Origin of the sequence: Sulfurospirillum sp. MES (assembly GCF_000789415.1) — a bacterium.
GTDB classification, from domain to species: Bacteria; Campylobacterota; Campylobacteria; order Campylobacterales; family Sulfurospirillaceae; genus Sulfurospirillum; species Sulfurospirillum cavolei.
In genome coordinates, this window is the sequence record NZ_JSEC01000003.1 from 162,827 (window position 1) to 186,826 (window position 24,000).

The 24,000-nt window shown below is 43.5% G+C and carries 23 protein-coding genes; 9 read left to right on the forward strand and 14 right to left on the reverse strand.

All coding sequences use genetic code 11. The annotated features are described in order from the left end of the window. The first annotated feature begins 109 nt into the window (after positions 1 to 109). The gene (locus OA34_RS06555) at positions 110 to 1,072 is read left to right on the forward strand and encodes a helix-turn-helix transcriptional regulator (protein WP_039673638.1); all 963 of its coding nucleotides are present in this window, start codon (positions 110 to 112) and stop codon (positions 1,070 to 1,072) included. A 97-nt stretch (positions 1,073 to 1,169) separates the two neighbouring features. On the opposite strand, the gene OA34_RS06560 is transcribed toward OA34_RS06555, so the two are convergent. From OA34_RS06560 to OA34_RS06600, 9 genes are all read right to left on the reverse strand, one after another. Beyond that, positions 1,170 to 2,450: a DUF4857 domain-containing protein gene (locus OA34_RS06560; RefSeq protein WP_039673640.1), complete on the reverse strand. Its 1,281-nt coding sequence runs from the start codon at positions 2,448 to 2,450 to the stop codon at positions 1,170 to 1,172. Next, positions 2,447 to 3,139 (reverse strand): hypothetical protein, encoded by a 693-nt coding sequence (locus OA34_RS06565; protein WP_286682889.1) that lies wholly within the window; start codon positions 3,137 to 3,139, stop codon positions 2,447 to 2,449. The genes OA34_RS06560 and OA34_RS06565 overlap by 4 nt, the downstream gene beginning before the upstream one ends. Continuing rightward, complete coding sequence (locus OA34_RS06570; RefSeq protein WP_039673642.1) at positions 3,140 to 4,033, reverse strand: ABC transporter ATP-binding protein; 894 nt, start codon at positions 4,031 to 4,033, stop codon at positions 3,140 to 3,142. Continuing rightward, the gene (locus OA34_RS06575) at positions 4,026 to 6,881 is read right to left on the reverse strand and encodes a M16 family metallopeptidase (RefSeq protein WP_039673644.1); all 2,856 of its coding nucleotides are present in this window, start codon (positions 6,879 to 6,881) and stop codon (positions 4,026 to 4,028) included. Before OA34_RS06575 ends, OA34_RS06570 begins: the two co-directional genes overlap by 8 nt. A 74-nt stretch (positions 6,882 to 6,955) precedes the next feature. Then, positions 6,956 to 9,673, reverse strand: a complete 2,718-nt coding sequence (locus tag OA34_RS06580) for a secretin and TonB N-terminal domain-containing protein (protein WP_039673646.1) — start codon at positions 9,671 to 9,673, stop codon at positions 6,956 to 6,958. Positions 9,674 to 9,782: 109 nt separating this feature from the next. Further along, positions 9,783 to 10,739 carry a FecR family protein gene (locus tag OA34_RS06585; protein WP_039673648.1) on the reverse strand — a complete coding sequence of 319 codons (957 nt, stop codon included), beginning with the start codon at positions 10,737 to 10,739 and terminating at the stop codon, positions 9,783 to 9,785. After that, entirely contained in the window at positions 10,736 to 11,218 is a 483-nt protein-coding gene (locus OA34_RS06590; protein ID WP_039673650.1) for an RNA polymerase sigma factor, read from the reverse strand. Before OA34_RS06590 ends, OA34_RS06585 begins: the two co-directional genes overlap by 4 nt. Positions 11,219 to 11,452: 234 nt before the next feature. After that, positions 11,453 to 13,504, reverse strand: coding sequence for a TonB-dependent receptor (locus OA34_RS06595; protein ID WP_039673652.1), 2,052 nt, complete (start codon positions 13,502 to 13,504; stop codon positions 11,453 to 11,455). Positions 13,505 to 13,666: 162 nt separating this feature from the next. Then, positions 13,667 to 14,512, reverse strand: a complete 846-nt coding sequence (locus tag OA34_RS06600) for a DUF4198 domain-containing protein (RefSeq protein WP_286682890.1) — start codon at positions 14,510 to 14,512, stop codon at positions 13,667 to 13,669. Between the two features lie 163 nt (positions 14,513 to 14,675). Here OA34_RS06600 and OA34_RS13620 point away from each other — a divergent pair, with 163 nt between their 5' ends. Continuing rightward, positions 14,676 to 15,683: a helix-turn-helix transcriptional regulator gene (locus OA34_RS13620; protein ID WP_286682891.1), complete on the forward strand. Its 1,008-nt coding sequence runs from the start codon at positions 14,676 to 14,678 to the stop codon at positions 15,681 to 15,683. Positions 15,684 to 15,686: 3 nt separating this feature from the next. After that, positions 15,687 to 16,688 carry a helix-turn-helix transcriptional regulator gene (locus OA34_RS06610; protein WP_286682892.1) on the forward strand — a complete coding sequence of 334 codons (1,002 nt, stop codon included), beginning with the start codon at positions 15,687 to 15,689 and terminating at the stop codon, positions 16,686 to 16,688. Here the strand turns inward: OA34_RS06610 and OA34_RS06615 are convergent. Next, positions 16,649 to 17,410 carry an EAL domain-containing protein gene (locus OA34_RS06615; protein WP_039673654.1) on the reverse strand — a complete coding sequence of 254 codons (762 nt, stop codon included), beginning with the start codon at positions 17,408 to 17,410 and terminating at the stop codon, positions 16,649 to 16,651. The two genes, OA34_RS06610 and OA34_RS06615, sit on opposite strands and share 40 nt — an antisense overlap. 21 nt (positions 17,411 to 17,431) lie before the next feature. Next, complete coding sequence (locus OA34_RS06620; RefSeq protein WP_039673655.1) at positions 17,432 to 17,740, reverse strand: DUF2325 domain-containing protein; 309 nt, start codon at positions 17,738 to 17,740, stop codon at positions 17,432 to 17,434. 86 nt (positions 17,741 to 17,826) lie between these two features. On the opposite strand from OA34_RS06620, the gene OA34_RS13625 reads away from it, so the two are divergent. From OA34_RS13625 to OA34_RS06640, 5 genes are all read left to right on the forward strand, one after another. Then, on the forward strand, positions 17,827 to 17,931 hold the full coding sequence (locus tag OA34_RS13625) for a YnfA family protein (protein WP_286682893.1): 105 nt from the start codon (positions 17,827 to 17,829) through the stop codon (positions 17,929 to 17,931). A gap of 71 nt (positions 17,932 to 18,002) precedes the next feature. Beyond that, on the forward strand, positions 18,003 to 18,509 hold the full coding sequence (locus OA34_RS06625) for a DUF1007 family protein (protein ID WP_039673656.1): 507 nt from the start codon (positions 18,003 to 18,005) through the stop codon (positions 18,507 to 18,509). Continuing rightward, positions 18,506 to 19,258 carry a nickel/cobalt transporter gene (locus OA34_RS06630; RefSeq protein WP_039673657.1) on the forward strand — a complete coding sequence of 251 codons (753 nt, stop codon included), beginning with the start codon at positions 18,506 to 18,508 and terminating at the stop codon, positions 19,256 to 19,258. The genes OA34_RS06625 and OA34_RS06630 overlap by 4 nt, the downstream gene beginning before the upstream one ends. Next, positions 19,258 to 20,697, forward strand: coding sequence for a nickel/cobalt transporter (locus tag OA34_RS06635; RefSeq protein ID WP_039673658.1), 1,440 nt, complete (start codon positions 19,258 to 19,260; stop codon positions 20,695 to 20,697). The genes OA34_RS06630 and OA34_RS06635 overlap by 1 nt, the downstream gene beginning before the upstream one ends. Continuing rightward, positions 20,694 to 21,338, forward strand: coding sequence for a DUF1007 family protein (locus OA34_RS06640; protein WP_286682894.1), 645 nt, complete (start codon positions 20,694 to 20,696; stop codon positions 21,336 to 21,338). Before OA34_RS06635 ends, OA34_RS06640 begins: the two co-directional genes overlap by 4 nt. Positions 21,339 to 21,442: 104 nt before the next feature. Here OA34_RS06640 and OA34_RS06645 read toward each other — a convergent pair whose 3' ends face one another. Further along, a complete protein-coding gene (locus OA34_RS06645; RefSeq protein ID WP_039673659.1) occupies positions 21,443 to 21,949 on the reverse strand; it encodes a flavodoxin in 507 nt (168 codons plus the stop codon). A gap of 16 nt (positions 21,950 to 21,965) precedes the next feature. After that, positions 21,966 to 22,412, reverse strand: coding sequence for a hypothetical protein (locus OA34_RS06650; RefSeq protein ID WP_039673660.1), 447 nt, complete (start codon positions 22,410 to 22,412; stop codon positions 21,966 to 21,968). Positions 22,413 to 22,560: 148 nt separating this feature from the next. On the opposite strand from OA34_RS06650, the gene OA34_RS06655 reads away from it, so the two are divergent. Continuing rightward, positions 22,561 to 23,187: a LysE family translocator gene (locus tag OA34_RS06655; RefSeq protein ID WP_039673661.1), complete on the forward strand. Its 627-nt coding sequence runs from the start codon at positions 22,561 to 22,563 to the stop codon at positions 23,185 to 23,187. Here the strand turns inward: OA34_RS06655 and OA34_RS06660 are convergent. Continuing rightward, on the reverse strand, positions 23,184 to 23,999 hold the full coding sequence (locus OA34_RS06660; RefSeq protein ID WP_039673662.1) for a TIGR01777 family oxidoreductase: 816 nt from the start codon (positions 23,997 to 23,999) through the stop codon (positions 23,184 to 23,186). The genes OA34_RS06655 and OA34_RS06660 overlap by 4 nt on opposite strands. Between the last annotated feature and the right edge of the window lies 1 nt (position 24,000).

The following is a 24,000-nucleotide window of genomic DNA, read 5'->3' on the forward strand; positions in this document are numbered from 1 at the left end:
TCTCTCCTAAGCTTTCCTAAATAAAGTTTGCGTTATTCTATTTTTATTTGATAGCAAATATCAATATGCTTTTTATGCTCAAACAACGCTTATTTATGAGGAAGCCATTATGTGCAACGCTTTGGACTTACAATCGTTTCATCTGTTCAATCCAGCATCGCCTCACGATTCATCCGCATTGTTAGAGCCTTATGCTAAAGGCTCGATTCGTCCCATCGTCCTAGAAGAGGGACTGATGCTCTGCCATTTTGATCTTCAACCCAAAGAGAGACTCTGCTTTTGCAATGAATTTGAACAACCGCTGTTGATGTTTGCGACCTTTTCCCAAGGCGGCATCGCATACGAACACCGCGATTTTCACCTCCACCATACCTTTCACACACACCGACTCTACTCGGTTTTGCTCAACCGTGAAAACGGGCGAAGTTACTACGAAAAAGAGCGTACAACTCGTTCGTTCAACCTAATTCTCTCGCCTTCGTTTTTGCGTCAATCGCTCGGAGATGAGGCGCATCCTTTATCTCACTTACTCGAAAAATTGGAGCAAAAACCGCTCTTTGAGATTTTAAGCGAATCGCCTCTTGGCCAAAAATCCCTGATGCGCATTGAAACACTCAGCCATCTTGATCCACTTGATCCTGTGAGCCTTTTTCGACTCAAATCCAATGTGTACGAACTGCTTCACGAATGGCTCAGTCCGCTGTGCAAGCGTCACGACACAGCACAAACGCTTCCCGAAATCGAGCGCTTTTACACACGCAAGGTTGCCGAGTATATTCACGAACACCTGCTAGAACCCTTGAGTCTTGAAGGGTTGTGCCGTATCGCTAAAACCAACGCAACCAAACTCCAACGCAATTTCAAATCCCTCTTTCGTCAAAGTCTTTTTAACTACATCTGCGCTCATCGCCTAGCGCATGCCAGAGAGTTGCTTGAACAAGGAGAGATGAGCATCAACGAAGTTGCCAAAGCTGTTGGATATGCGCACCAAAGCAACTTTTCAACCGCATTTACCAAACATTTTGGCTACCCACCCAAAAGCGTTTTGAAACACAAAATGGTTTACATGTAACGCCTAAAAAAAAGAGAAAGATGGAAGATTAAACGCCATCGTGTAACACCATGGCGTTTAAGTTTTATACGAAGATAATTAAGCAGACTCGCTTGTTTTACACTACACGTTCACGTTTGCCTTGATAGGTTGTCACATCTCCAAACGTTATAAGTGCGAGAAGTGCCGGAATCCCCGACAAGGCGATCAAAAGCAAAGAGAGTACGTTGAATTTTAAATGCCTCAAGCGTACGTATCCGACGTAAACGATCAATGCAAACAAACTTCCGAGTGCCGCAAAAAGTTTATTGTCCGCGATGCTAAAATCAAACACGATGCCGCCTTTGGAGCTCGAAAACTGCGTCAGCGTAAAAGGCGTTAAAAACGATAGCCCATTTTCAATCGTTTCAAATTGCTCTATAATCGTTTGAGGAAACGTCTGTTTTTTAACATGTAAGGTTTTAAAATCCGTATCGGTTGCGATATAGGAAAGCGGTTGCGTTTTATCGGTTATGTCGGCTTGAATAATCGTTTGATACAACGGCGACATTCGAATCATCAACGAATGTTTCGCCGGATCGTAAGTTTCAAGCGGCAACAAGACAAGTTCGTTTGCGTAGGTGTAAAGATAAACGCTCTTGTCCGTAGCAATCAACCCGTAATACTGTTTTCGAGGATTTTCTTCCAACGTCATGTACAAAGGATTTTCTGGAATCGTTTGGTGCATATTGTGAACAAAAGGCTTGTCTTTGAGCATTTTGAGATGAAAGAGCTTGTTCTGCGCATCAATCAACATCATTCCCTCATCAAACGATTTTAAAGGCGACGGATTGGTGGCGACGCGTTTAACCGGAAAAACAAAACCGGCATTTTTCAACGAAGCCGTAAAGGCTTCCGACTTAAGCGTATCTACGACGCCGTCGTTCATCGTCACAAACTCGAGTCGATCCTCTTGAAAAAGAGTAACGTCTTTAGGGACGGGAAACTGGGTTCCTACCGGAGCGGTTTCAAATAAAATATGTATCGGTAAAAGTTCGGAAAAGACGTAACGCGGAGCGATACGCATACTTTGAGTATTTTTTTTCGCCTCTTCGTAACTAAACGTTTGACCGTCTACATGTAAAGGAAATCCGCCCCATTTATTGACGTTTCCCGAAAAAATAAACGGCATCATTTTTTGAGCTTCTACTTTATCCAAAAGCGTGCCTTTTTCATCTTTATAGACCATCTCGTCGGGTGTGCTTTCCCATACGATAAACGATTGAGAGATAGGGCTAAAGACACCGCTTAAACTAAATTTATCCATCCGCGTCGCACGATTGTAAAAGTGAGGGATAAACCAATACAATGCCATCACGCATACTAAAAAGACCGCTATTTTAGGAATACTCACTCTCATGCTCGCCCCTCCTTGACGCCCAATGCCGCCGCTTCAAAAGCAAAAATCCACGGCACGCAACTCAGTGCATACCATCCTAAGTCGTTAAATGCGTCAAAGCCGTTGGTTTCACTCAAAAACGAGATGTACACATAGCCCAAAAACACCAACGCTAATTTACGGACGATGTCAGTTTGTGCGATAACGGCGGCCGTCGCGCAATAGGCGACCGATCCTGCCAGTCCCCACGGTAGAAGGGTTTTAAGCATCGGAACATAAAGTTCTGCCGGAAAATGAAAACGACACAATATCGCGTAAAATCCTCCAAAAGTCCCAAGGAACAACACTCCTATCACCAAAAGTCCTACGCATAGCATCGCGTAGATCGGAAGTTGATGCGAAACGGGAATATGAAACAGCAAACGCAACCGTTTATGGGAACATTCGGGCAAAAATTGCAAGCACGCGAACCAAATGCCCCCACCGATAAGCACCCACTCCAATTTATAAAAAGCGATACTTTGCTTATAGATCAAATCGAGCCAAAGCGCAGAAGCTCCATGCAATGCGACGATGCCTTTATAACGCATATACGTATCGATAAGAAAGGCGATCATCACAAAAAAAGGAACCCAAACGAGCATTCGTAACTTCACCCACTCTTTGCATAAAACGGCTCTAAGAATTGTTTTGCGACTGACACGGTTCATCTAGTACCTCCCCATAAGCCCGACAAAGGCGTCTTCTAAATTTAACGAATCGGATTGCAACGACGCGATTACCTTTTCATTCACGCCAAATGCGTGAAGGCGTCGCTGCATCGCTTCTTTTTCGGTATAGCCGAAAATATGGGCATATTTATTGCCGTATTCGATGTTGGCGATCTCTTTACATGTAAGAATATTTTTGGACGCTTCAATAGGAATCGTGTAAGAGTAAAACGAAGAGAGAAATGCCTCTTTCGTACCGTCATAAACAATATTTCCCTCTTTGATAAAAAGAATTTTGTCCAAAAAGGAGTCCAACTCTTGAATCACATGAGAGGTGAGTAATACCGTGGTTTTATACGTATCGACGTAATCACGCAAAAACTCTAAAAAGAGCCTTCGATACCCCACATCCAGCCCCATGGAAAAATCATCCAAAATCATCAGTTGGGGCGATTGCGCCAAAATAAGCCCTAAGGTCACCTGAGAGCGTTGTCCGCACGAAAGACGGCTAATCTTTCTCGAATAAGGCACTTTAATGCGGCTCACCAAATCATAATACAAATCCCGATTCCATTTGGGATAAAACGAAGCGTAATACTTCTCAATCCCCTCTATCGTCATAAAATCGTACTGAATAAATCCCTCATGCAACAAGCCGATCTCTTGCCTTGCATAAGGCGGAATCGAATAACTCGGATGCCCTAAAATAGAACATTCACCCGAAGTTTGTTCCAAAAAACCCATCAAAATATTGATGGTCGTACTTTTCCCCGCACCGTTTCGTCCCAAAAGACCGACGATACCACCCTCTTCTACCGTAAAGTTTAGTCCGTGTAAGACCTCTTTTTTACCGTACCCGAAACGTAAATCTTTACACACGATCAATTCATTCATTGCTTGCTCCTTTCGATGCTATGACATAGGTTGCAGTATGATGCGTCTCTAAAAGCTCTTTGAGCACCCTATTGACATCCTTAGCATGAATCTCTTCCAAACGTTTAGGATAATCGACATACCATTGAACAAACGGTAAACCGTGGCGAATCTCTTTTTCCATCAAGTTATGCCACACTTCACTCTTTTTTTGAGCACTTTTCCATGAGGTCAGCATCGGAGCTTTTAAGCGTTCTACCTCATCCTCATTCACGCCCTTATGCACTAATTCATCCACGACGGCGTCTATTTTTTGCAAGGCTTCATCGTTATGTTTCGTTTGGGTTGCCACTTTGATGCTTAAAAGACCAAAGCCCTTATCGACGGGGTTTAGCGAGTTTTTATACGACGCCGAAGGACTGTACGCAACCCCTGATTTTTCACGGAGCTCTTTTCTCAGCCGATCTTTGACAACCGCTGCTGCCACATTGAGCGTTGCAACGCGCATACGATCGCTTACGTCTTCCACATTACCCTGATACACCCGATACACCACGCTCTTATCGACTTTGTCGGCGACCACGCGCTGCATGTAGTTTTCTGTCGGAAAACTTGCGGCGATGAGATGGGTATCGTAGGGATTTGAAGTCGTTGCTTTTTCAGGTGTGCCAAAAAAACGCACGACCTCTTTAAGCGCATTTTGCGGTTCAAAATCTCCCGTGATAATCATTTTGGCTTTGACGTTAGCACGACGTTGATTTTTGACGAAGGTGCTAATGTCTTCCAAACGATACCGCTCTAAGGTTTTAAGATCGATAGACTCGTAACGCTTCGAGTTTCCGCTCAAATACGAAGCGCTGTACGCTTGATCCACACCCTCCACACTGTTTTCTTTTTGGTGTTTACCCAGCTCAAGCGATTGCTTGAAACGAATCAGAGCAGACTCTTGTGGCATAGGATCCTTGTACTGTGTCCACATCGCTTGCATTAAAAGTGAAAAATCTTTGGTGGCGGCACTGCCGTTAATGACGGAATTTGCATCTTCAAAGCCCTCTTTAACGCTCATACCGAGCCCTCCAAAAAGCTGTGAAACTTCTGTAGGCGATAAAGAGCCGATACCGCTTCCGGACAAAACCGCCGAGGCAATTTTACTTAACGCCAAAACGTTTTCGCCAAACGGTTCGTTATACCCGAAGATAAACCGAGCCATCACTTGATTACGCTCAAATTTAGTCGGCATCATGTAAATATCAAGCGCATCGTTATAGTGTGCGACATAAAGCATCGGAGCGTTTTGTCCTAAAGATTTTTTCTCTAATGTAGGCAGTTGAGAGACTTCGCTTGGCAAGGTCAAATACGGAAACGTCTTCTTTTGCGTCGCGTGATACAGACTCAGCGCTTGGTGTTGCGCACGCTCCCACGCTAACGTTATCTCTTCGTGACTTGCGTTACTATTACCGCTTACGACGAGCGTTCTGTTTTCAGGTGCAAACGCCTCTTGGAAAGCCGCATTGACCTCTGCAAGCGTGATGGTCGGCAAAAACTGCTCATAGCGTTTTTTATCTTCTATTGCCGAGGTAAAAACCGCACCGCTGTTGGCAATGGTGACAAAACTCTTGCCAAGATCACTGCTTTTTTGGTTTGCTTCATCTAAAACGGCTTTGTCCAAATTTCGACCGATAAGAGTTTTTGCTTGGATGAACTCTTCATCGCTAAAGCCAAATTTTTGTGCCCCGTTGCTCTCTTTGATCAGCATGTTAAGCGCTTCATTCCAATGCTCGTTATTGCTGATAAAACTTAAGCCGGCAGAGGGAAGAAGTCCTTTTTTAGCATTATTATAAAATTGCGCCTTACCCCATAAATGTGGATTTTTCAGTCCTATTTCACGCAAACGTTGGTTGAAAATAGACGATGCCATCATCTGAATAAACGTTTCTCTTAAATTGGCTTGCGTATCTTTGTAAAATTTGCGCGGATGAGAGATCAGAAGTGAAAAACTCACTCCGTCTTTTTCCATCGGTTGCATGAAAAGCTTAAATTTCGGTTGTTGAACCTCACCGAAATCTTGTACGACAGGCTGTGGCGTTTCATTTTTAAAACTCGAAAACGCTTGTTCGATCATCGGTACAAGTTTAACAGGTTCAATATCGCCCACGGCAACGACCATGGTGCGCTCGGGTCTGTACCATTTGCGATAAAAATACGTCAAATTGCTCGAATGAACACTTTGAATACTCTCTTGCGTACCGATCACGTTATCCGCAAACTTCGTACCGCCGTATAAATACGCTCTTCTTTCATCGTTTGCCAAAGATTCTTCACTGTCTCTGGCATTTTTTTCCGAGAGAATAACGCCTCTTTCGTCTTGAATCTCGCTTTCAGCCATCAACATACCGTCGGTAAAATCTCTTAAAATCAAAAATGCTTTTGACACAGACGCGTCATCGACTTTGGCAAGGTCGAGTTTATAAACGGTCTCCGCAAGCGAGGTATGGGCGTTCGTATCGCCGCCGAAACTCATACCGTTGTCTTGAAAAAACGGAATCAACGAGCCTGCGGGGAAATTTTTGGTGCCGTTAAACGCCATATGCTCGACATAGTGCGCGAACCCTTTTTCACTCTCTTCTTCCATCAAAGAGCCCACTTGCATGTTCAAATAAAGTGAAACCCTTCCTTTAGGAAGTGTGTTGGGAATAATCGCATAGCGAACGCCGTTTGGGAGTTTTCCAAAATGCACTCTTTTATCAGGGACTAGATCGCTTCCTTCGTGTGCCCACTTTCCGTCGTACCATGCAAGTTCTTGCGCCGAAACGACGGTCGTACAGCACAAAACAAACGCAAACGTAAACCCTATTTTTCGTATATTCATAACCAAAGCCTTTAAATCAAATGGAGGGAGCTTACATGTAAAGCCGAAGACTTTACATGTAAGGATTGTTTTTCTTAAAATTCGTATCTAACGTTCGCGTAAAATTGACGTCCCATCGAATACGTAACATGCGATATGCTACTGCTTGCATAACCCGTTGAGACATCGTTTTTACGATTGAATAGGTTGAAGATATCCACGCCGAAGATCAGCTTTTGACCGTTAAATTTCGTCGTCATTGCTGCGGACAAATCCATATTGTAAGTCGCACCGTAATCCATATCAATATACGCACTGGTTGCGATACCGTATGGATCCATCAGTCCGGTACCGTCGGATAACATCCCTTTGGAAGCGGCTTGATAGCGGAAAACGCCGGTAAGATTGAGCCAATCGTACGGATCGGCACTGTGCGTATACGCAACAACCCATGGGCGGTTAAAATCCGTTGCGGGCGCATCTTCTACTCGCATTAATCTTCCGTTGTACGTTACGTGCGTTGTCGATCGAGTCGTCTCTTCATTATCCGTAAAAGCACTGAGAGGATCAAAACTGTTTGTCTTGGTAAAAGAGCGAGTCGCTGAAAGTTTAGAAGCGTGTTTGCCCCAAGAACCCAAGTCGTAATCTTTTGAAATCGCAAACGTCAATCCCCAGTAATCGGTTTCTCCCGCATTCGTGTATTCTCGATAAGTCGGTCCCGTGCTGATGGTTTTTGAGCGAATTTGATCTCTGTACGCACGATTAACGTAATCGATACTAAAGAGCGTATCGTAGACGTTAAGCGACGTTCCGACGTTGTATTCGTCCGAATAAGGCGTTTTTAAATCCCCCAAGCCGTAAGGTACATTGCTACTCACTGTACCGTCGACCCATGCCGCGGTAGCACTCGTTCTGGTGGAAGTATACGTTTTTATCGGCATATGCGTTGCGTAAGAGAGAATTTGCCCACCGTAATAGCGATTGCTTCCGCCGTAGATATTTAAAACATGGTTGTTTAAAACATCTGCATTGACAAAGAGTCTCCACGCGGGGTCGATATTTTCGGTAACCGTTTCGGTCGAAACCCTAAGTCCTGGGCGAATCGTGAAACGCTCTATCTTAACGCTATCTTCCAAAAAGACGGCATACGAAGCGTAATCTACCTCTCTTTCTTGCGCCATTCCCGTTACTTTTCGACTAAAATATTGGCTTCCCGTTAAGATGCCGTCTTCCTTATCGCCTACAACGCCGGTATTAGCCACCGCATTGGTACTCGCATACGAGATGTACCCTTCGCGCTCGGCTTCAACCAACGCGTATTTTGTCTCATACCCTACTTTGATTGCATGTTCAAGCTCCGCCGTTTTAAACGGCTCTACCTCTAAAACACTCTTCCATCCATAGGTTTGTTTTTTTTGCTCGTAATCGTCAAAACCCCCTTCGGAAGAAGTTGTCGAACTGGTGCTCAAACGCCAGTCAAAATTAGCCCCTGCATAATTATTTCGCCAACCGTAGTTAATATTACTGCTCGAATCCCTCGAAACTTCATACATTTGATAACTCAGCGTATTTTTCCACTTGCCGAAACTAAAGTCATTTTCCATATCGTAGATCAACGTGTACCCGCCGCCTTTAATATCATAATCTGAATTTTTAAAATTCGGAATGTATTTTGATTGCGTATAAGGCGCGTAAATGGCCGTCAAACTTGCTTTAAAATCATCATAATCAATCGTATTGAGTTTCACGAGAAAATTTTCGCTCTCGCGATACTGATTGATTTTATCTCGCGTATAGCCTCCGTTACCGTCCGAAACCACATAACTCGACCATAAGGGAATCGTGGATTCCTTTTTGGCATAACTTAGCATTAAACCTAAATGTTCGCTCAAAGGACCGTTGAAAGAAATCGTATACTCTTTTTTGGTAAATTCAGGCTGTAATTCAGCCGTTGTCGTAGTCTCCGCATCTGCTCTTTCATCTTCGGTCAAATGGAATTTTGCCCATGAATCCTCGGTATAGCGTGCACTAATGGAACCGTGCCATGCGTCTTTTGGTGCATCTTTAAGTTTTGCATCGACTACGCCGCCTAAAAAATCGCCGTATTCGGATGAAACGTTTTCCGTATAAACGGTTACCGTATCGACCAAAGAAGTATCAATGAACAACGATTGCGCTTCACCGCTCGGTTGACCCGACATATCACTATTGCTTAGCTCGGAACTTCCGGGATTAATCTCATTGTTATTGCTCACGCCGTTAAGCATAAAATTATTTTCATAATGTTTACTACCGAAAATCGAAACTTTCGGCGGCGTTATCTCTCCGCCCGTGGCAGAGCTAAGAGAAGTTTGGTCAAACTGAACGTAAGATTTTCCCCTAAGTAAATCCGTAATGGAATGATTTGCCGCGGGGGCATTTTGAACATACTCATTGCTAATGACCGTCGTTCCTATCGTACTTTGTGCCGCGGTTGAGATGCTGATCGGTTGCAACAAAATATTACTTTTTGTCGTTGTTGCATTATTTTCGACTTTTTGCCTAATCATAATCGTATCGTTTTCGATGACGGCTTCAAGATCGCTTCCTTGGAGCACTTTTCCCAACGCTTCTTTAAGCCCCTCAACATTCTGAAAAGCAGGAGCCATTTTCCCTTTAAGAAGTTTCCCGTCTGCAATATACGCCATATGCGCCTGTACGGCAAGACTTTTAATCGCCTCTTCCAAACTTTGATTTTCCACGCTAAAGCTTTGCGCATATAAACTCGAACACACAGCCAAGCATAACGCTATTTTTGAATATGGAATGCCCATTCCGTTTCCTCCTTTTCTCTATAGTCAATATTGAGAATTGTTCTCTAAATAGTAAGACGTAAAAAGAAACCAAAAATGGATATAACTCTTTAAAAACTCGCCAAAACGTTTAATTGTTTTTTTTATATTTTTTTTGAATGTAAAGAACATCGCCTACGTGAGAGACTTTGAGTGGATAAATTTTGGTTAACGCGTACAAAAATTTATCGACCGATCCGATTTCAAACGAGCCCGAAACCGTGTAATTTTTCAACTCGTTCGGAATAACAATCGTAAGATCTTGATAATGTCCAAATTCGTTAAGTGCATTGGTTAAGGTTTCATCATGAAAAATCAGCATTCCTTCTTTCCATGAAGCGATATTTTCAGGCATAACGCTTTGAAGACTAACGCGACCTGTTTGAACCGTATACACCAGTTTCTTGCCCTGTGTTAAAACGGCTAAAGCATCATCGTCTTTTTGAACGCTTACCGTACCTTCTATAACGCTTACATCAACGGATCCACCGTAGTTTTTAATCTCAAATCGCGTCCCGACAACTCTAACGCTCAGATCTCCGGCACGAACGAAAAAGGGCATATCCTGATTTTTTGTAACGCTAAAAAGAGCTTTTCCCTCTTGCAATACCACTTCTCGTTTATCGCCTCTATAACACATCGTCGCTTTTGTTTTTGCATCTAAAAGTACGCTTGACTCATCGGGTAAAAGAACCTTTTGAGTCATTTTACCCGTTTCATACGCATGCGGTAAGTAAAAAGCAAGGTAACGTTCGTAAACACCCAAACAGAGCACTAAAAGAATAGAAGCGGCTATCGCAAAAGAGCGAAATTGTTTTGAAACGGTTTGACGCTTGAGTTCGTCATGCACGTTTTTAATCATTGTCTCTTTCATGGTTTGCGGCAATGCTCGATAGAGGTATTCCACGTTTTTGATACGATCAAAGGCTTGTCGATGTGCATCGCTTTGGTTAATCCATAATTCAAAAGCCTCTTGTTGACGTGACGTAAAACCGTCTTTCATACAGGCGAAAAAATAACTTGCTTCTTCATTTAAGGTCGGCTTCATGCTTTGTTCCATTGTGTATTTTGGATATAGTCGCTCAATTTTGCGGTGGCATTGATGATGTATTTTTGAACGCTGTTGAGATTGAGATGCATCATAACGGCAATCTCTTTTTTACTGTAACCTTCCATGACATGTAAAACAAAAACGTGCTTTAAATGCTTTGGTAACGTATCAAGTGCATTTAAGAGCATTTCGTGTTTAGCGTTTTTAAGTATTATTTCATAAGGAAGTTCTTGCTTGTCGCAACAATGCTCCTCTTCTTCGTAAGCGATAAACGTTCGATTTTTTTCTTTACGGGAGATGTCGATCGCAATATTACGAGCAACCTTGTACAAAAAAGCTCTTTCATTGGCGATGGGCGACTCTTTTGATTTTTCAATGGTTTTAATATACGTTTCTTGCGTAATGTCCATAGCAAGATCCTTGTCTCCCACCAATTTTTGTACAAAAAAAACCAACTCTTTATAATACTTTAGCATTGTCCGCTTTTTAAATTTTGATAAATAGTATCAAAATAAATTTTAGCGTTTACTGAACTATCGCTTTTTCTTGCTTTGCTGTTCATAGCCATAGGTAAAAAAACAACCGCTATGGAGATTTGAAGTTTAAAATTATTGGAACCTTAACACTTTTTGACATGTGAAGAGTTAAGTTAGTAAGAATTGGATAAAAAGCGATCAAGGGTTTTGATGCCTTGATCGCTTTGCAATGCCTTAGAACGTATATTTTACGCCTACGCCGAAACGCCTTGGATCGTTAAAGCCGACACCTCTACCGTATGTAACGATATATTCTTCATCTGTAATATTGTTCACAAAACCGTAAATGTCCCAATCTTTAAGCTTATAACCGAGCCTTGCGTTAGCCGTAAAACCGCCGTCGGTTGTCTCGACTCTGCTGTTTCGAATAAAGCCGGTTGTTCCGCGCCCTTGAAGATCGGCTCTACCGTACCAACCTCGTGTCGCAATGTAGGCGATCCCAAGGTTTGAAGTAAAGTGCGGCGTACTTTCGATACGTTGTCCGTCATAGCGTACGTTGGCATTGGTATAGTCGTCATACTCCGCTTCGATCAGACCCAGTGCGGCGGAGAGTTCGATATGATCCGTTAGCAAATATTTTCCATCAAGCTCGACGCCTTGAGAGTGCGCTTTTTTCGCGTTGTCGACGACGGTAATATAGCCGACCATTTTGTATACTTGTAAATCCTCGATATTCATTCTAAATACGGAAGCGTTTAAACTATAATCATCGCCCAAGTATTTGATACCCGCTTCGTAATTGACAGAGCTTTCGGGGTCAAACGAGGAATCGCTCCCGTCGCTGCTGGAATAGAAATTAAATCCGCCGGGAATATACCCTTTGGAAACCGAAGCATAGGTCATAAGCGCATCGTTGAATTTATAGGAGAGTGCCGCTTTAGGTAAAAACGTATTCCACGTTTTTTTATCCGCATAGTGGTGCAGGCTCGTTCCGCCGCTAAAACTGTTGTAATAATCCGAGTCGATATCGCGACTAACATGTTGATACCTTCCGCCTAACGTTAAGTCCAGTTTATCGTAAAGAGGAATGACCGCTTGAGCGAACACCGCCGCCGTTTGCGTATTAATTTCCGATTCGACGTTGGCTACGCTCGTAAGAGATCTTGCATTGCCGTAAGGTCCTTGATTTCGTTTTTCATCGTCAAGGTAAATACCGCTGACCCAACGAACAGCTTGATCCTTGCTGGAGAGTCTCAACTCTTCCGTCCATGTTTTGACATCCGAAACAATAAGGCTTTTAAGTCCGTCCATACTCGTACCCGATTTATAATCCGCATCGTCTTGAACGTCTAACGAGAAGTCTTTATGGGTAGTAATGGATTCTAACGTCGCAAAATCAAAATCGTAATTTAAACGTAAACTTTGTGCATCGGTGGTACGTTCACGAAACTGAGGAACGTCAAAGCTGACATGTTCGTTATCTTCACGCCGTAAATCATTCAAAGCAACTGTCGAATCAATCGCCATTGCATCCATAAAATAATCTTTGAGATGATCGTGTGAAAGCGTTAATTTTCCCGAAAAACGGTCCGTCGGTTTAAAAAGAAGAAATCCTGCCAAGCGTTGATCTTTTTGCCTGTTTGCATCATCGTTCATACCGGGATAATCGTTGGTAATCCATCCGTCGTCAAATTTTAACGTACCGTTGACACCGGCAAAGAGTTTATCGTCGATCAAAGCACCGTTTGCGTTAAACGTGCTTTGCGAAAAGTTATAATTGCCGTATTCGGTGCCGATACTTCCGTGCCATTCGTTCGTCGGCTCTTTCGTGATAATATTGATAACCCCACCGATAGCGTCCTTACCGTACAAAGTACCTTGCGGTCCGCGTAAGACTTCAATTTGCTGAACGTTCAATAACGAAGGATTGTAATCGTAACGATCGTAATACGGTACGCCGTCGACGTAAATTACGACAGGGTTGTTAAACGCAAACGTCGATGTATTAAGGCCTCGAAACGACATCGATTCGGAGCCGTTAGCAGAATGTTGGAAACTCATATTGGGAACTTCTTTTGCCATATCCTCAATTTGGCTAATGCGCTTTTCCTCCAATGTCTCTTCGTCTAAAACCGTAATACTTTGAGGTACGTCTTTGGCTTTTTCCTCAATTTTATTGGCACTGACCGTAACGTCTTCAAGTTTGATTACGTCTCCCTCGGCTAACAAAAACGTACTTGCTATTACAGAGAGAAAAACACCTGTCAATAGGCTCCTTTTTTTCATCCAGATCTCCTCTTTACTCACTTTATTTTATGAAGAGGAATCATAAGATAATAGAGAACGATTATCAATAAGTAAATAGTGCTTAAAGGAGCTTTTTTAGTGTCTAAGGGAGCTTTTCAAAATCGAGAAGAAGAGGTACATGTACCTCTTCAAACATTGAGGCTAATTTTTAACGTTAAAAGTTATTGAAGCGGCATTGACTACATAATCGACCTTCCCGTACAACGCTTTCAAATCGCCTTCTTGTGTCACAGAATCTTTATGCAAGCATGAAACGATCCATTGCCCTGCACTTTGAACTCTGATGCGTGCTTTTCCTTCTTGCACGTATGACATCAACGCAAATCCTTCGCTTTGCCCGAAGGTACTGCTTGACGCACTGATATAATCCATACTTGCGATACCGACGTTGAGAGGTTTACCGTAAAAGAGCACTTCAAATTCAACCAAATCGCCGACTTTAACGTTAGAGAGATCTGTTTTAGGAATGATTTCAATTCCTTTTCCCGTTGCCCTTGGCGATTCCCATTTTCCAAGCGTCAAGTATGTTTTAGCAAAAGCTTCATATTGGATGGACATCAACACGCTTTGAATATCTTTAATCACATCTTTCGCGGTTAATTTCAAACGTTTTTTTCCAGCCGTATCGATGTATTCCGTATAATACGTCGGCTTAGATTTAGCTTCTATTTGATAAACACCCTTTTCGCTCTCTTTTTTCAAAGCTACTTTTTGAAGCCCGATATCCGCATCGTAAAGATCAAAATTTACGCTTTTTTGCGTCGGCTCTTTTGGCTCACTTGAAGGTATCGCTAATGCCGTTAACTGACCGTTTGGGGAACGTATCGAAAACGTTTCGATCATCACTTGTCCATTGGGAGAGTTTATACCGTCGTCAATCGGAAGTGTGTGTCCCCATCCTAAGCTCAGTGTCGTATGCCCCGGTTGGTGGCTAAACGACTCAAACGAGTTAACCCACAACGAATGGGCACATACATGACTAGCCATCACTAACACCGCAACAATTATTTTAGAACCTGTTATCATTTTAAATTCCCCTCAATCCTCATTTGCTTTAATTCACATAAAGGAAAATCATACTATAATTGAGATCTATTCTCAATATTGTGAATGCCGTTTACGGGATTTATTTTAATGCCGGAGGGATTTTATGTCGTACACGATTTCGGCCAATGAATTTTCCGACAATCTCATAGGTCTAAATATGCTAAGTCATACTCGAAGCTTCCATCATCAAGCCATTTTTAAACAACACGGATGTGTACAGTGGAGATGTTTTAATACGGGGCACGGACTCATCTACTGCTCTTTAAGCGGTCGTTTTAACGAGGAAATTCGCATTGAAGAAAAAGTGGACGATGATTATCTCTTTTTAGCTTTTAATCAAGGCTCTTCTCCTTTTGTTCGAGCCTTATCCAACGATAAACACCTTCATCTTCACCGAAATCTTTGCTTTAGCGGGCATATGTGCCAAGGACATCGTTCGTATAATTTATACGCAAAAGAGGCTTTACATGTGAACCATTTTCTCTTAATCGATCCGGTTTTTCTTCAAAATTTTTGCCTAGAGAGCCTGTTTGAAACACATACCTCCTTCTCAATGTTTGAGAGCGATTATTGCGCGATTCATCGCGCTAATGAGATAACTGAACGACAAAATACACTTTTACATCATATCTCTCACGCGGCTCACGCTCTTGACGATTCGCTTCAAGCTCTTTATTTGGAATCTCAAATACTGGAGTTAATCCATAGCACATTAACCCTGCAATCTCCTCTCAAAACAGAGGCGCGTGATCAAGAGATTCGCTTATCGCCCGATGACGTCAAATCCCTTGAAAAAGCGAAAAAACTGCTTTTGCATTCACTGCAAACTCCGCCTTCCATCAAAGAGCTTGCCTACAAATCCGCCATCAACGAATTTAAACTCAAAAAAGGGTTTAAGACGCTGTTCGGAACGACGATTTACGGTATGCTGCATACCCATCGTTTAGAGCAGGCAAAAACACTACTACAACACAACGATATGAGCGTGCAAGAAGCCGCAAAACTGGTCGGTTACAAAAGTTTTAGCCACTTTAGCAAAATCTTTAAAGAACGCTACGGTTTTTTACCGATTCAAGCACGTTCCGTTTTTCGCTCTCACCCTAAGGAGTAAACGATGGCAATTTCACTTTCAAGTCATGATTTTAAAGAATTGGTTCCCGCACTTTTTTCCCCGACTTCGCCTCGTACTATCGGCGATGCATATATCCTCAAAGAGTTTGGAAACGTCCATCTGAAATACTTCAATACCGGACACGGCATTGCATACGCTGCGTTTGATGGCGTATTTAACGAAGAGTTGCATTTGCATTCATGGGAGATGCAAGAACAATCTTTTCTCTATTTTAATGCGGGAGACGCCGTGCATTTTAAATCTTTAACCGACGGCCTTGATTTTAATATGCAATCCAAAAGTATTATCCAAGGGACAATCCATGAAGGCTTAAAATCTCTTGGCATTTACGAAAAAAGTAAACGCTACTCAAGCCATACCGTCGTTATCGATCCCGCGTTATTTCATTCGCTTTCTCAAGAAAAACTACTTGACAATCCGCCGCCGTGCAACGATGTGTTTTTTCAAATCGACCATTATCACAAAATGCTCCAATCCCAATATGCCCTTTTAAATCACATTAGTACACAAACACCTTTTCAAGGTTCTTTGCAAGAACTCTACTTGGAGTCTAAATTGCTTGAGTTGGTCTACCAAACATTTCATAACAGTTCTTTCCATGTCTGCACGGAATTCTGCCAAGACGACTGTAAAGCCATGCATAAAGCCAAAAATATCCTTCTAGGAGACCTTGCCAATCCACCCTCGCTTAAAGCTTTAGCGCGTCAATGCGCGCTCAACGAATTTAAACTCAAACAGGGGTTTAAAAAGCTTTTTGGAACCACGGTTTATGGCTTCGTGCACACCAAACGCTTGGAAAAAGCCAAAGAGCTTTTAGAAAAACAGGAGATTTCGGTACAAGAAGCGGCTTTACATGTAGGCTATCAAAGTCTTAGCCATTTTAGTAAAGCGTTTAAAGAGCGTTACGGAAAATTCCCATTGGAGCTCAAAAAAGAGCGCAAATACTACCTTTTCCCATCACCGTGCATGGATCGAGGCGAATGAAGATTGAGGTGTTTAAAAATGTAGCCTTGTACGAAATCGACGCCTAAAGAACGTGCCAAAGCAAAGTCTTCTTCGCTTTCGACGCCTTCTAAAATCGTGCGTTTATGTTGCGCTTTCGCAAAGCTCAAAAAGCCTTTTAAAATCTCTTTATAATCCTCGCACAATCGCATTTTCAAAAGCCACGTACGATCGAATTTCAAAAAATGTGCCCGATGCGTTAGGTCGAAACAAAAAGGTTTTTTATCGTTACCGATGTCGTCTTGAGCGATCACGATGCCGCTTTTTTGAAGTTCATCCAAGCAATGTGAAAGCAGTGCCGTTTGCATGTCGTCGGTATTTTCGGTGACTTCGACGCAGATATTTTCGATCTCTTCAAACAGATCGCGCCAATAGTTTATCTTCTCCGTGTCGCTAAAATTGTGCGGATCGATGTTCACAAATAAAATACCCTCGTTCGGGCGATGCTGCAATTGCGTCTCTTTTAATTCGCGTTCCAAACGAAAAAAAAGCTCTTTTGCGTGGTGAGCAACTTCCAAAACCGGCGAAGGCGGAACGCACACACCGTTGAGACTAAAACGAGCCAATGCTTCGTAACCGAAAATTCCGCCCTCTTTCATATCGATAATGGGTTCGTATTCTGCCCAAAAACTTTTTTGATCCAACATCATGCGAACGTCGTCGTAGTTCAATGCATGCTCTTGTCTTAGGTGTGAAGAAGACATAGGAGTCCTCCCTTTTTTAGTCTATTTTTCGAGGATACAACCGCCCGGATTGTACTTTTTACACAACTCGCAAAAAACGGAACTCTCGCTTCGCTTCGCACAGATAAATTCAATCGCTTTGCGTTTGGCTTCGTTTTTGAACTTATTCATCGCGTTGTGGTTCAAAAAGTTGGTTAGCATAATGACCAGCGTCACGTCTTGAGGAATCTCTTTTTTGACGACCGAAGGATTTCGCGCATCCCAATGCGTAATTTTTTGAAAAGAGAAATCTTGCAACACGGACGTAATCGAATCTATTTTATCTCCGCCGATGACCAATACTGCTGACATTGTTTCTCCTTTTTGATAATTGTTATTGAAATAATACGAAATCTTGACTTAAAGTTTTATAACTTTGAGAACTGTTATCATATTATTTGCGCTATACTTTTCACTACGGAATCGTCCCCGACATGTACGATCTTTTGGGCGGTTTGATCGCGCTTGTAGGCGTCGGGATTATGATGTACGCACCGCGTTAAAGAGCGCAACTCAGTCGCTCTAAATCTTTTTGGGAGTACACTAACGCTATCTTTTCAAAACTGAGCCTTACATGTTAAAAATTTGCGCGTGTTTACTCTTTTACGCCTGTAGTGCCTTGGCGCATCCGCATACGTTTATTACGGTTTCGCTAGACCTGAACGAAACGGAACTCAAAGTTCGGTGGCTTTTTGACGAAATGACCTCGCAAAGCTTACTCGAAGATTTCGACACCGATCGTAACGGCATTTTTTCACCCAAAGAAACCGAAGCCTTTAAAAAAGAGGTTTTTAACGACTTAAAACAATTTTCCTTTTTCACGCACCTTAAAGTTGCTAACAAAAGTGTCCCCCTCAAACCGACGCAACTTTTTCTTTGGCGCGAAAACAACGCTTTTGGTGTAGAATTTCACGTGGATTTAAAACCCTACGTTCATCAAAAAAAGTCGATCGGCTTTTGGGACGAATCGTTTTTATGTGCTTTGTCGCTCGAAAAAGAGCAGATTCATACCTCTTTACCCTACACGCTTAAAGAGGTCGATAACGCGTATTACTACGGATATTTATTGGAGTTTTTATGATGCCTTCAACCCTCGCAAATACCTTTGCCCAAGCCAATCACTATTTCAATACGGCTATTGCCGAGCATTTTCATGCGATCGATAGCGGACATGTTCAACCCGCGTTGTTCATTATCGCTTTGGCGTTTGGATACGGCGTCGTCCATGCCTTAGGTCCAGGACACGGAAAAGCCTTGGTAGCGGGATACCTTTTAGCCAATCCTTCCAAACGAAGCCATGTCTTTCAAATCGGCTTTCTGATCGCTCTCGTTCACACGCTTTCCGCCCTCGTCGTCACGTTGTGCGCCGCTTACCTTATGAACATCAGTGCCAATAGGCTTTTTCGAGACGTCAACCCTCCTTTGTTTCAAATATCCGGAGGTCTCATCGTACTTTTAGGCTGTTGGCTCGTTTACAACGTCTTTAAAGAGCGGCGCATCGTAAATGAGCCCGTCGTCGGTACGCAGACAAGTCGCTTCGGCGTCGTGATGCTTGCGGGCGTCGTTCCCTGTCCGGGCGTCATTACGCTTTCTTTTTTTGCAATTACGCTCGGGCATATGGGTATCGGTATGATCGCGGCATTTTTTATGAGTTTGGGTATGGGGCTTACCATTTCTTTGGCGGGACTTCTTGCGCAAAGCGTTCAAGCATCCAAGGCAATCGCAACGCAACCGAAATGGTTTTGGGCGATTCGGTTTTTCGGGGCGGTGTGCGTCGTCCTGCTTGGGCTTTGGTTTTTATCGCATCCTATTCCTCAAAGGGCCTTTTAATGTGTAAACGATTTTTGTGGCTCATGCTTCTTCCTTATCACCTGTTTGCGTGTGCGCTTTGTGCGCTCTATACGCCCTCGGCTACCGTTAACATTACGCTAGAGGGCGATGCTTCTACGCTCAAGGCAATGACGTTTGAATGGCATTTTAGTCAAGATTTTATCAAAACCCTAATCGATCGTTACGACGATAATCGCAATAAAAAGCTCGATCCGGACGAGCTCAAGCGTATCGAAATTATTTTAGACAATTACGTCGCAAAAAAACATTACCTCACTTCGGTCGAATACACCGCACGCGGCGGTGAACAAGCGCACGTCGTACCGCTTAGCTTACATGTCAGTCGCAAAGAGCTCTTTTTCCAAAACAACGACGACTTGGTTTTTCGCTTTCGCTCCGATACGACGCAAGCTCTTTTGCCCGAAGACGAGCTTTCGTTTACGATCGAGGATAACGAAGGCTTTTTCGTCTTTTTAATCCACGGTATTCAACCTGCCGACGCAAACGTTTTTCCTTTTGAATTCAATCTTTTTAATCACATCGCTTTTATGAAAATTAGCGGCAATGCCGCAACACGTACGCAAGCACCCGCCCCAAGCGAACCGAATCTTGCACCGATAACGCCCGAGAAACAGGAAAACACGCGCCTTGAAGTTGCTCCCTCTTCCGAATCTTCAAGGCTTCTTTGGCTCAAAAATGCTTTAAGCTCGACGCAAAACACGATTCAAGATACGATGTCCGGACTCAAAGAGAAAGCTTCTTTTGCGGGATATTTGCTCTTTTTAGGCCTTTCGTTTCTCTATGGAGTGCTTCATGCAGCAGGTCCGGGACATGGAAAGACCTTGGTCAGTTCTTACCTTTTTGCCGCAAACCACGGCTATGCCAAGGCATTAAGTATGGCGGGACTGATCGGCCTTGTTCACACGTTTTCGGCATTTTTACTGACGTTGACGATTTACCTTCTTTTCGATCTTTTCTTCAATGCCTTTTTTACCGACGTGAGCTTCTACACGACCAAAATTTCGGCACTCATCATTCTTGCCGTCGTCGCGTACATGGCGTATCGGAAAATCAAAGTACACCGAGCACGTCCGAAAATCGTCGCTTTTTCCGCCCACCCTTTTACATGTAGCTGTGCGGCATGCTCGCCTAAATCGCAAAGTAGCGACTGGGGCGTCGTTTTGAGTGCCGGTATCGTGCCGTGCCCCGGAACCGTAGCGATCTTTACGTTCGCGCTTGCCCACCGCGCTTATAGCTTGGGATTTTTAAGTGCTTTTTGTATGAGTTTGGGCATGAGCCTTATCATCGCCGCGGCGGCATTTTCAACCTTGTATGCTAAAAAACGTTTCCGGTCTAAAACGCCTCGCTTTTTGATTTATTCCGAGAGTATCGCTTTGGCGATTATGTTTACGCTCGGGCTGGTATTGTTGTTTTCATGAAACGTTTTTTAAAGAGAGTTCTTGCGAAACTCTCTCGCATGCGCTTAAAGCAAAGCTACGTTAACACGGAGTTTTTGTCGGCTCAAAAACCACGCACCTCGGTTGCTTTTGCTTCGTGCAAAAGGAGTTTTACACGAAGCCTTATACTTTTCATCGGCACCGTCAGTCTCTTATCGGCTCATCCGCATGTCTTTATCGATACGCGCATTTCCGTCGAGCAGGAAAAAATTTGGATTTTATGGACATTTGATGAGATGACGTCGTCGATTTTGATGCAAGATTACGACAAAAACCGCGATAAAATTTTAGACGAAAAAGAGATCGCATTCCTAAAAAAAGACCATTTCGACACGATAGCCAACTACAGTTTTTTTATGCATCCTTTTGACGGCAAAGAGGAAAAAACCATCACGCAGGTCGATGATTTTATGGCATCGTTTGAGGATTCAAAGTTACGCTATCTCTTTAGCATTCCCCGCCCAAAGATCCCCAAATACGAGTTACGTTTTTACGACGGAGAGATGTATGTCGCAATGATCGTGAAGCCGGAATTTTTAACATGTCAAAAACCTTTTACATGTCAAACAAGAGGTTACGACGCCGACTTTTATTACGGCTATCAAGTGATTATTCGCCAATAAGCCAAGAGGAGACCCTCTTGGTTAGCACGCGCACCCTTTAAAAAGAAGTTTCTCTTTTTTGCTACGCGTTTCGACGGATTGTGCGTTGGCGCATAGAAGCGTTTTCATGCGCACGCCTTCATTTCCGCTTCGATTTGTTTGCACCATGCATCGATACGACCGGCAGTCAATTCGCTTTGGTTATCTTCGTCTAACGCAAGTCCTACGAATTTGCCATCGACGATCGAAGCAGAGTGGTCAAACGAATAGCCTTCGTTATCCCATGCACCGATCACGCATGCGCCTTGTTCGATCGCTTTATCGTACAGGACGCGCATCGCGCTGACGTAGTCGCTTCCGTAACCTTCTTGGTCACCCATACCGAACAGGGCTACTTTTTTACCGCTTAAATCCGCTTTTGAGAGATGAACCGTAAAGCTTTCCCAGTCGTCTTGCAATTCACCGTCGTACCATGTCGATGTTCCGAAAATCAGTAAATCGTATTGCGCCAATTCTGCGCCGCTCTTGAGTTTGCCTACGTCGTAACTGTCCGCACCGAGTTGCTTTTGAATCATGCTTGCCGCTTCCGCGGTATTGCCGTTGGTGCTTCCGTAAAAAATGCCGATGCTCATCCATAACTCCTTTGAATTAATAAATCGTGTAAGGCACGAGTTTTAAAGTATATTCCAACCCTAAAGCGTCCAGTTTAGGAACTTTGATCGGAATATGCTTGCGAAAATTTTCGTTGCGCGGGAAGAGCAAATAGATATGTTTGCACTCTTGCGATTCGAGTCGCGCAACGGCTTGATTGATTTCGTCGCATGCATCGATATCCACGCGCCTTTCAATCACCTTCCATGTCGGATACAAATGCAACGCTTCAGGACATCCGTCTTGACAAATCACGATACTCTCTTTTTCTAAGCTAATCGCGCTATGAGGATTTTGGCGTTTAACGCGCTCAAAAATATAGTTCGTAAAGAGCTCGTACGTATTGATCGTGCGGTAAAAATAGGGATGACTCGAAAGCAAAGCGATATCTTCCGAATCAAAACGTCGACTGATCTCATGAAGCGTTGAATACGATTCCGACATGTCATCCTCTTTGTTAAAATTTATTGAAATGATAACCGTTTTCAAATAATATGTCAAGAGCTTTTCAGTCGTATCGGAGTAAAATTTTCCTTATTTTGTCAAAGCTCTTACCGTCTTTATGAACGAAAAGAGTTGCTAAGGAAAAAGTATGCCGATTGATCTTCTGACGTTTTTGATTGCTATCACGCTTCTCACGATGACGCCCGGTGCCGATACGATGATCGTTATTCGCAACACGCTTCGAGGCGGGGCCAAAGACGGATTGGTTTCCAGTTTGGGGATTTGTTCGGGACTCTTTGTGCACGCTACGCTCTCGGCAGTGGGAATCTCGGCGGTGCTTTTATACTCGGCAACGGCGTTTACGGTCTTGAAAATCGCGGGGGCTTTGTATTTGATTTGGCTTGGAATCGGCTCTTTCAAATCCTTGTGGAACAGCACCAAAGTGCATCAAAAGGCGGTCGAAAAAAAACCGTTTTCGTTTTGGATCTCGATAAGGGAAGGGTTTTTATCCAACGTTCTTAATCCCAAAGCCGTTATTTTTTATATGGCGTTTTTACCGCAATTCATCAACCACGAGCACTCCGCCCTCGCCCAATCGCTTTTTTTAGCCTTGTTACACTTTATCGTCGGAACGATTTGGCAAGCGATTTTGGTCTATACGATCGTCTCCGCCAACGGCTTTATTACCAAAAAAAGCGTGCGTCAAAGTTTGGACGCCGTCTCCGGCGTCGTGATGGTAGGGCTTGGCATTCGTCTTTTGATGGAAAAACGCTAAGCGAGTATCTTCGTTAACGAGCTCTTCGCGTCCGCATACGCAAACGTAAATCCTTCTGCCAGCAACGCTTTGGGATACGCTTCTTTGCTATCCAAGAGCACGCACGAACCCTCGCCGAAAAGCATTTTAATAATAAATGAAGGAACGGGAATCAAGGTCGGTCGGTGCAACACCTCTCCCAAAATTTTCGTAAAATGAAAATTACTGAGCGGTTGAGGAGAGGTGGCGTTGTAAATGCCTTCAAGCCGATGCATTAACACAAAATCGTAAATCGACACCAAATCGTCGATATCGATCCAACTCATCACCGCACGTCCGTCGCCGATAATGCCGCCAAGTCCCATACGAAACGCCGGCAACATCTTTTCCAACGCACCTCCGTTTCCCAGTACGACGCCAAAGCGTAAAATCGCGGTCGGTTTGGTACATTTTTGCGCCTCCGCCTCCCAGTCAAGCGCGAGATGCGCCAAAAAATCGTCTCCGTACCGAGCGTTTGTCTCGTCGCATGCAACGTTATTGCGGTAAATGCCGACGGCGGAAGTCGAAATCAAACGACCGACGTCGCTTTGATTGACGGCGGCGACCAGTTTTTTCGTCGTCTCGATACGACTGCTATAGAGCACCTTTTTATACGCTTCGTCCAAACGCGCCGCGATAGGAGCACCCGCAAGATTAAAAACCGCATCGACGCCGTGAAGCTTTTGGACGATTTTTGATTCATCGTCACCGCGTTCAATCGCTACAAAATCGGGAAATGCTTTTTTAAGTGCATTTGCCACAAAACCGCTCGCTCCGCTAATGGCTACTTTCATG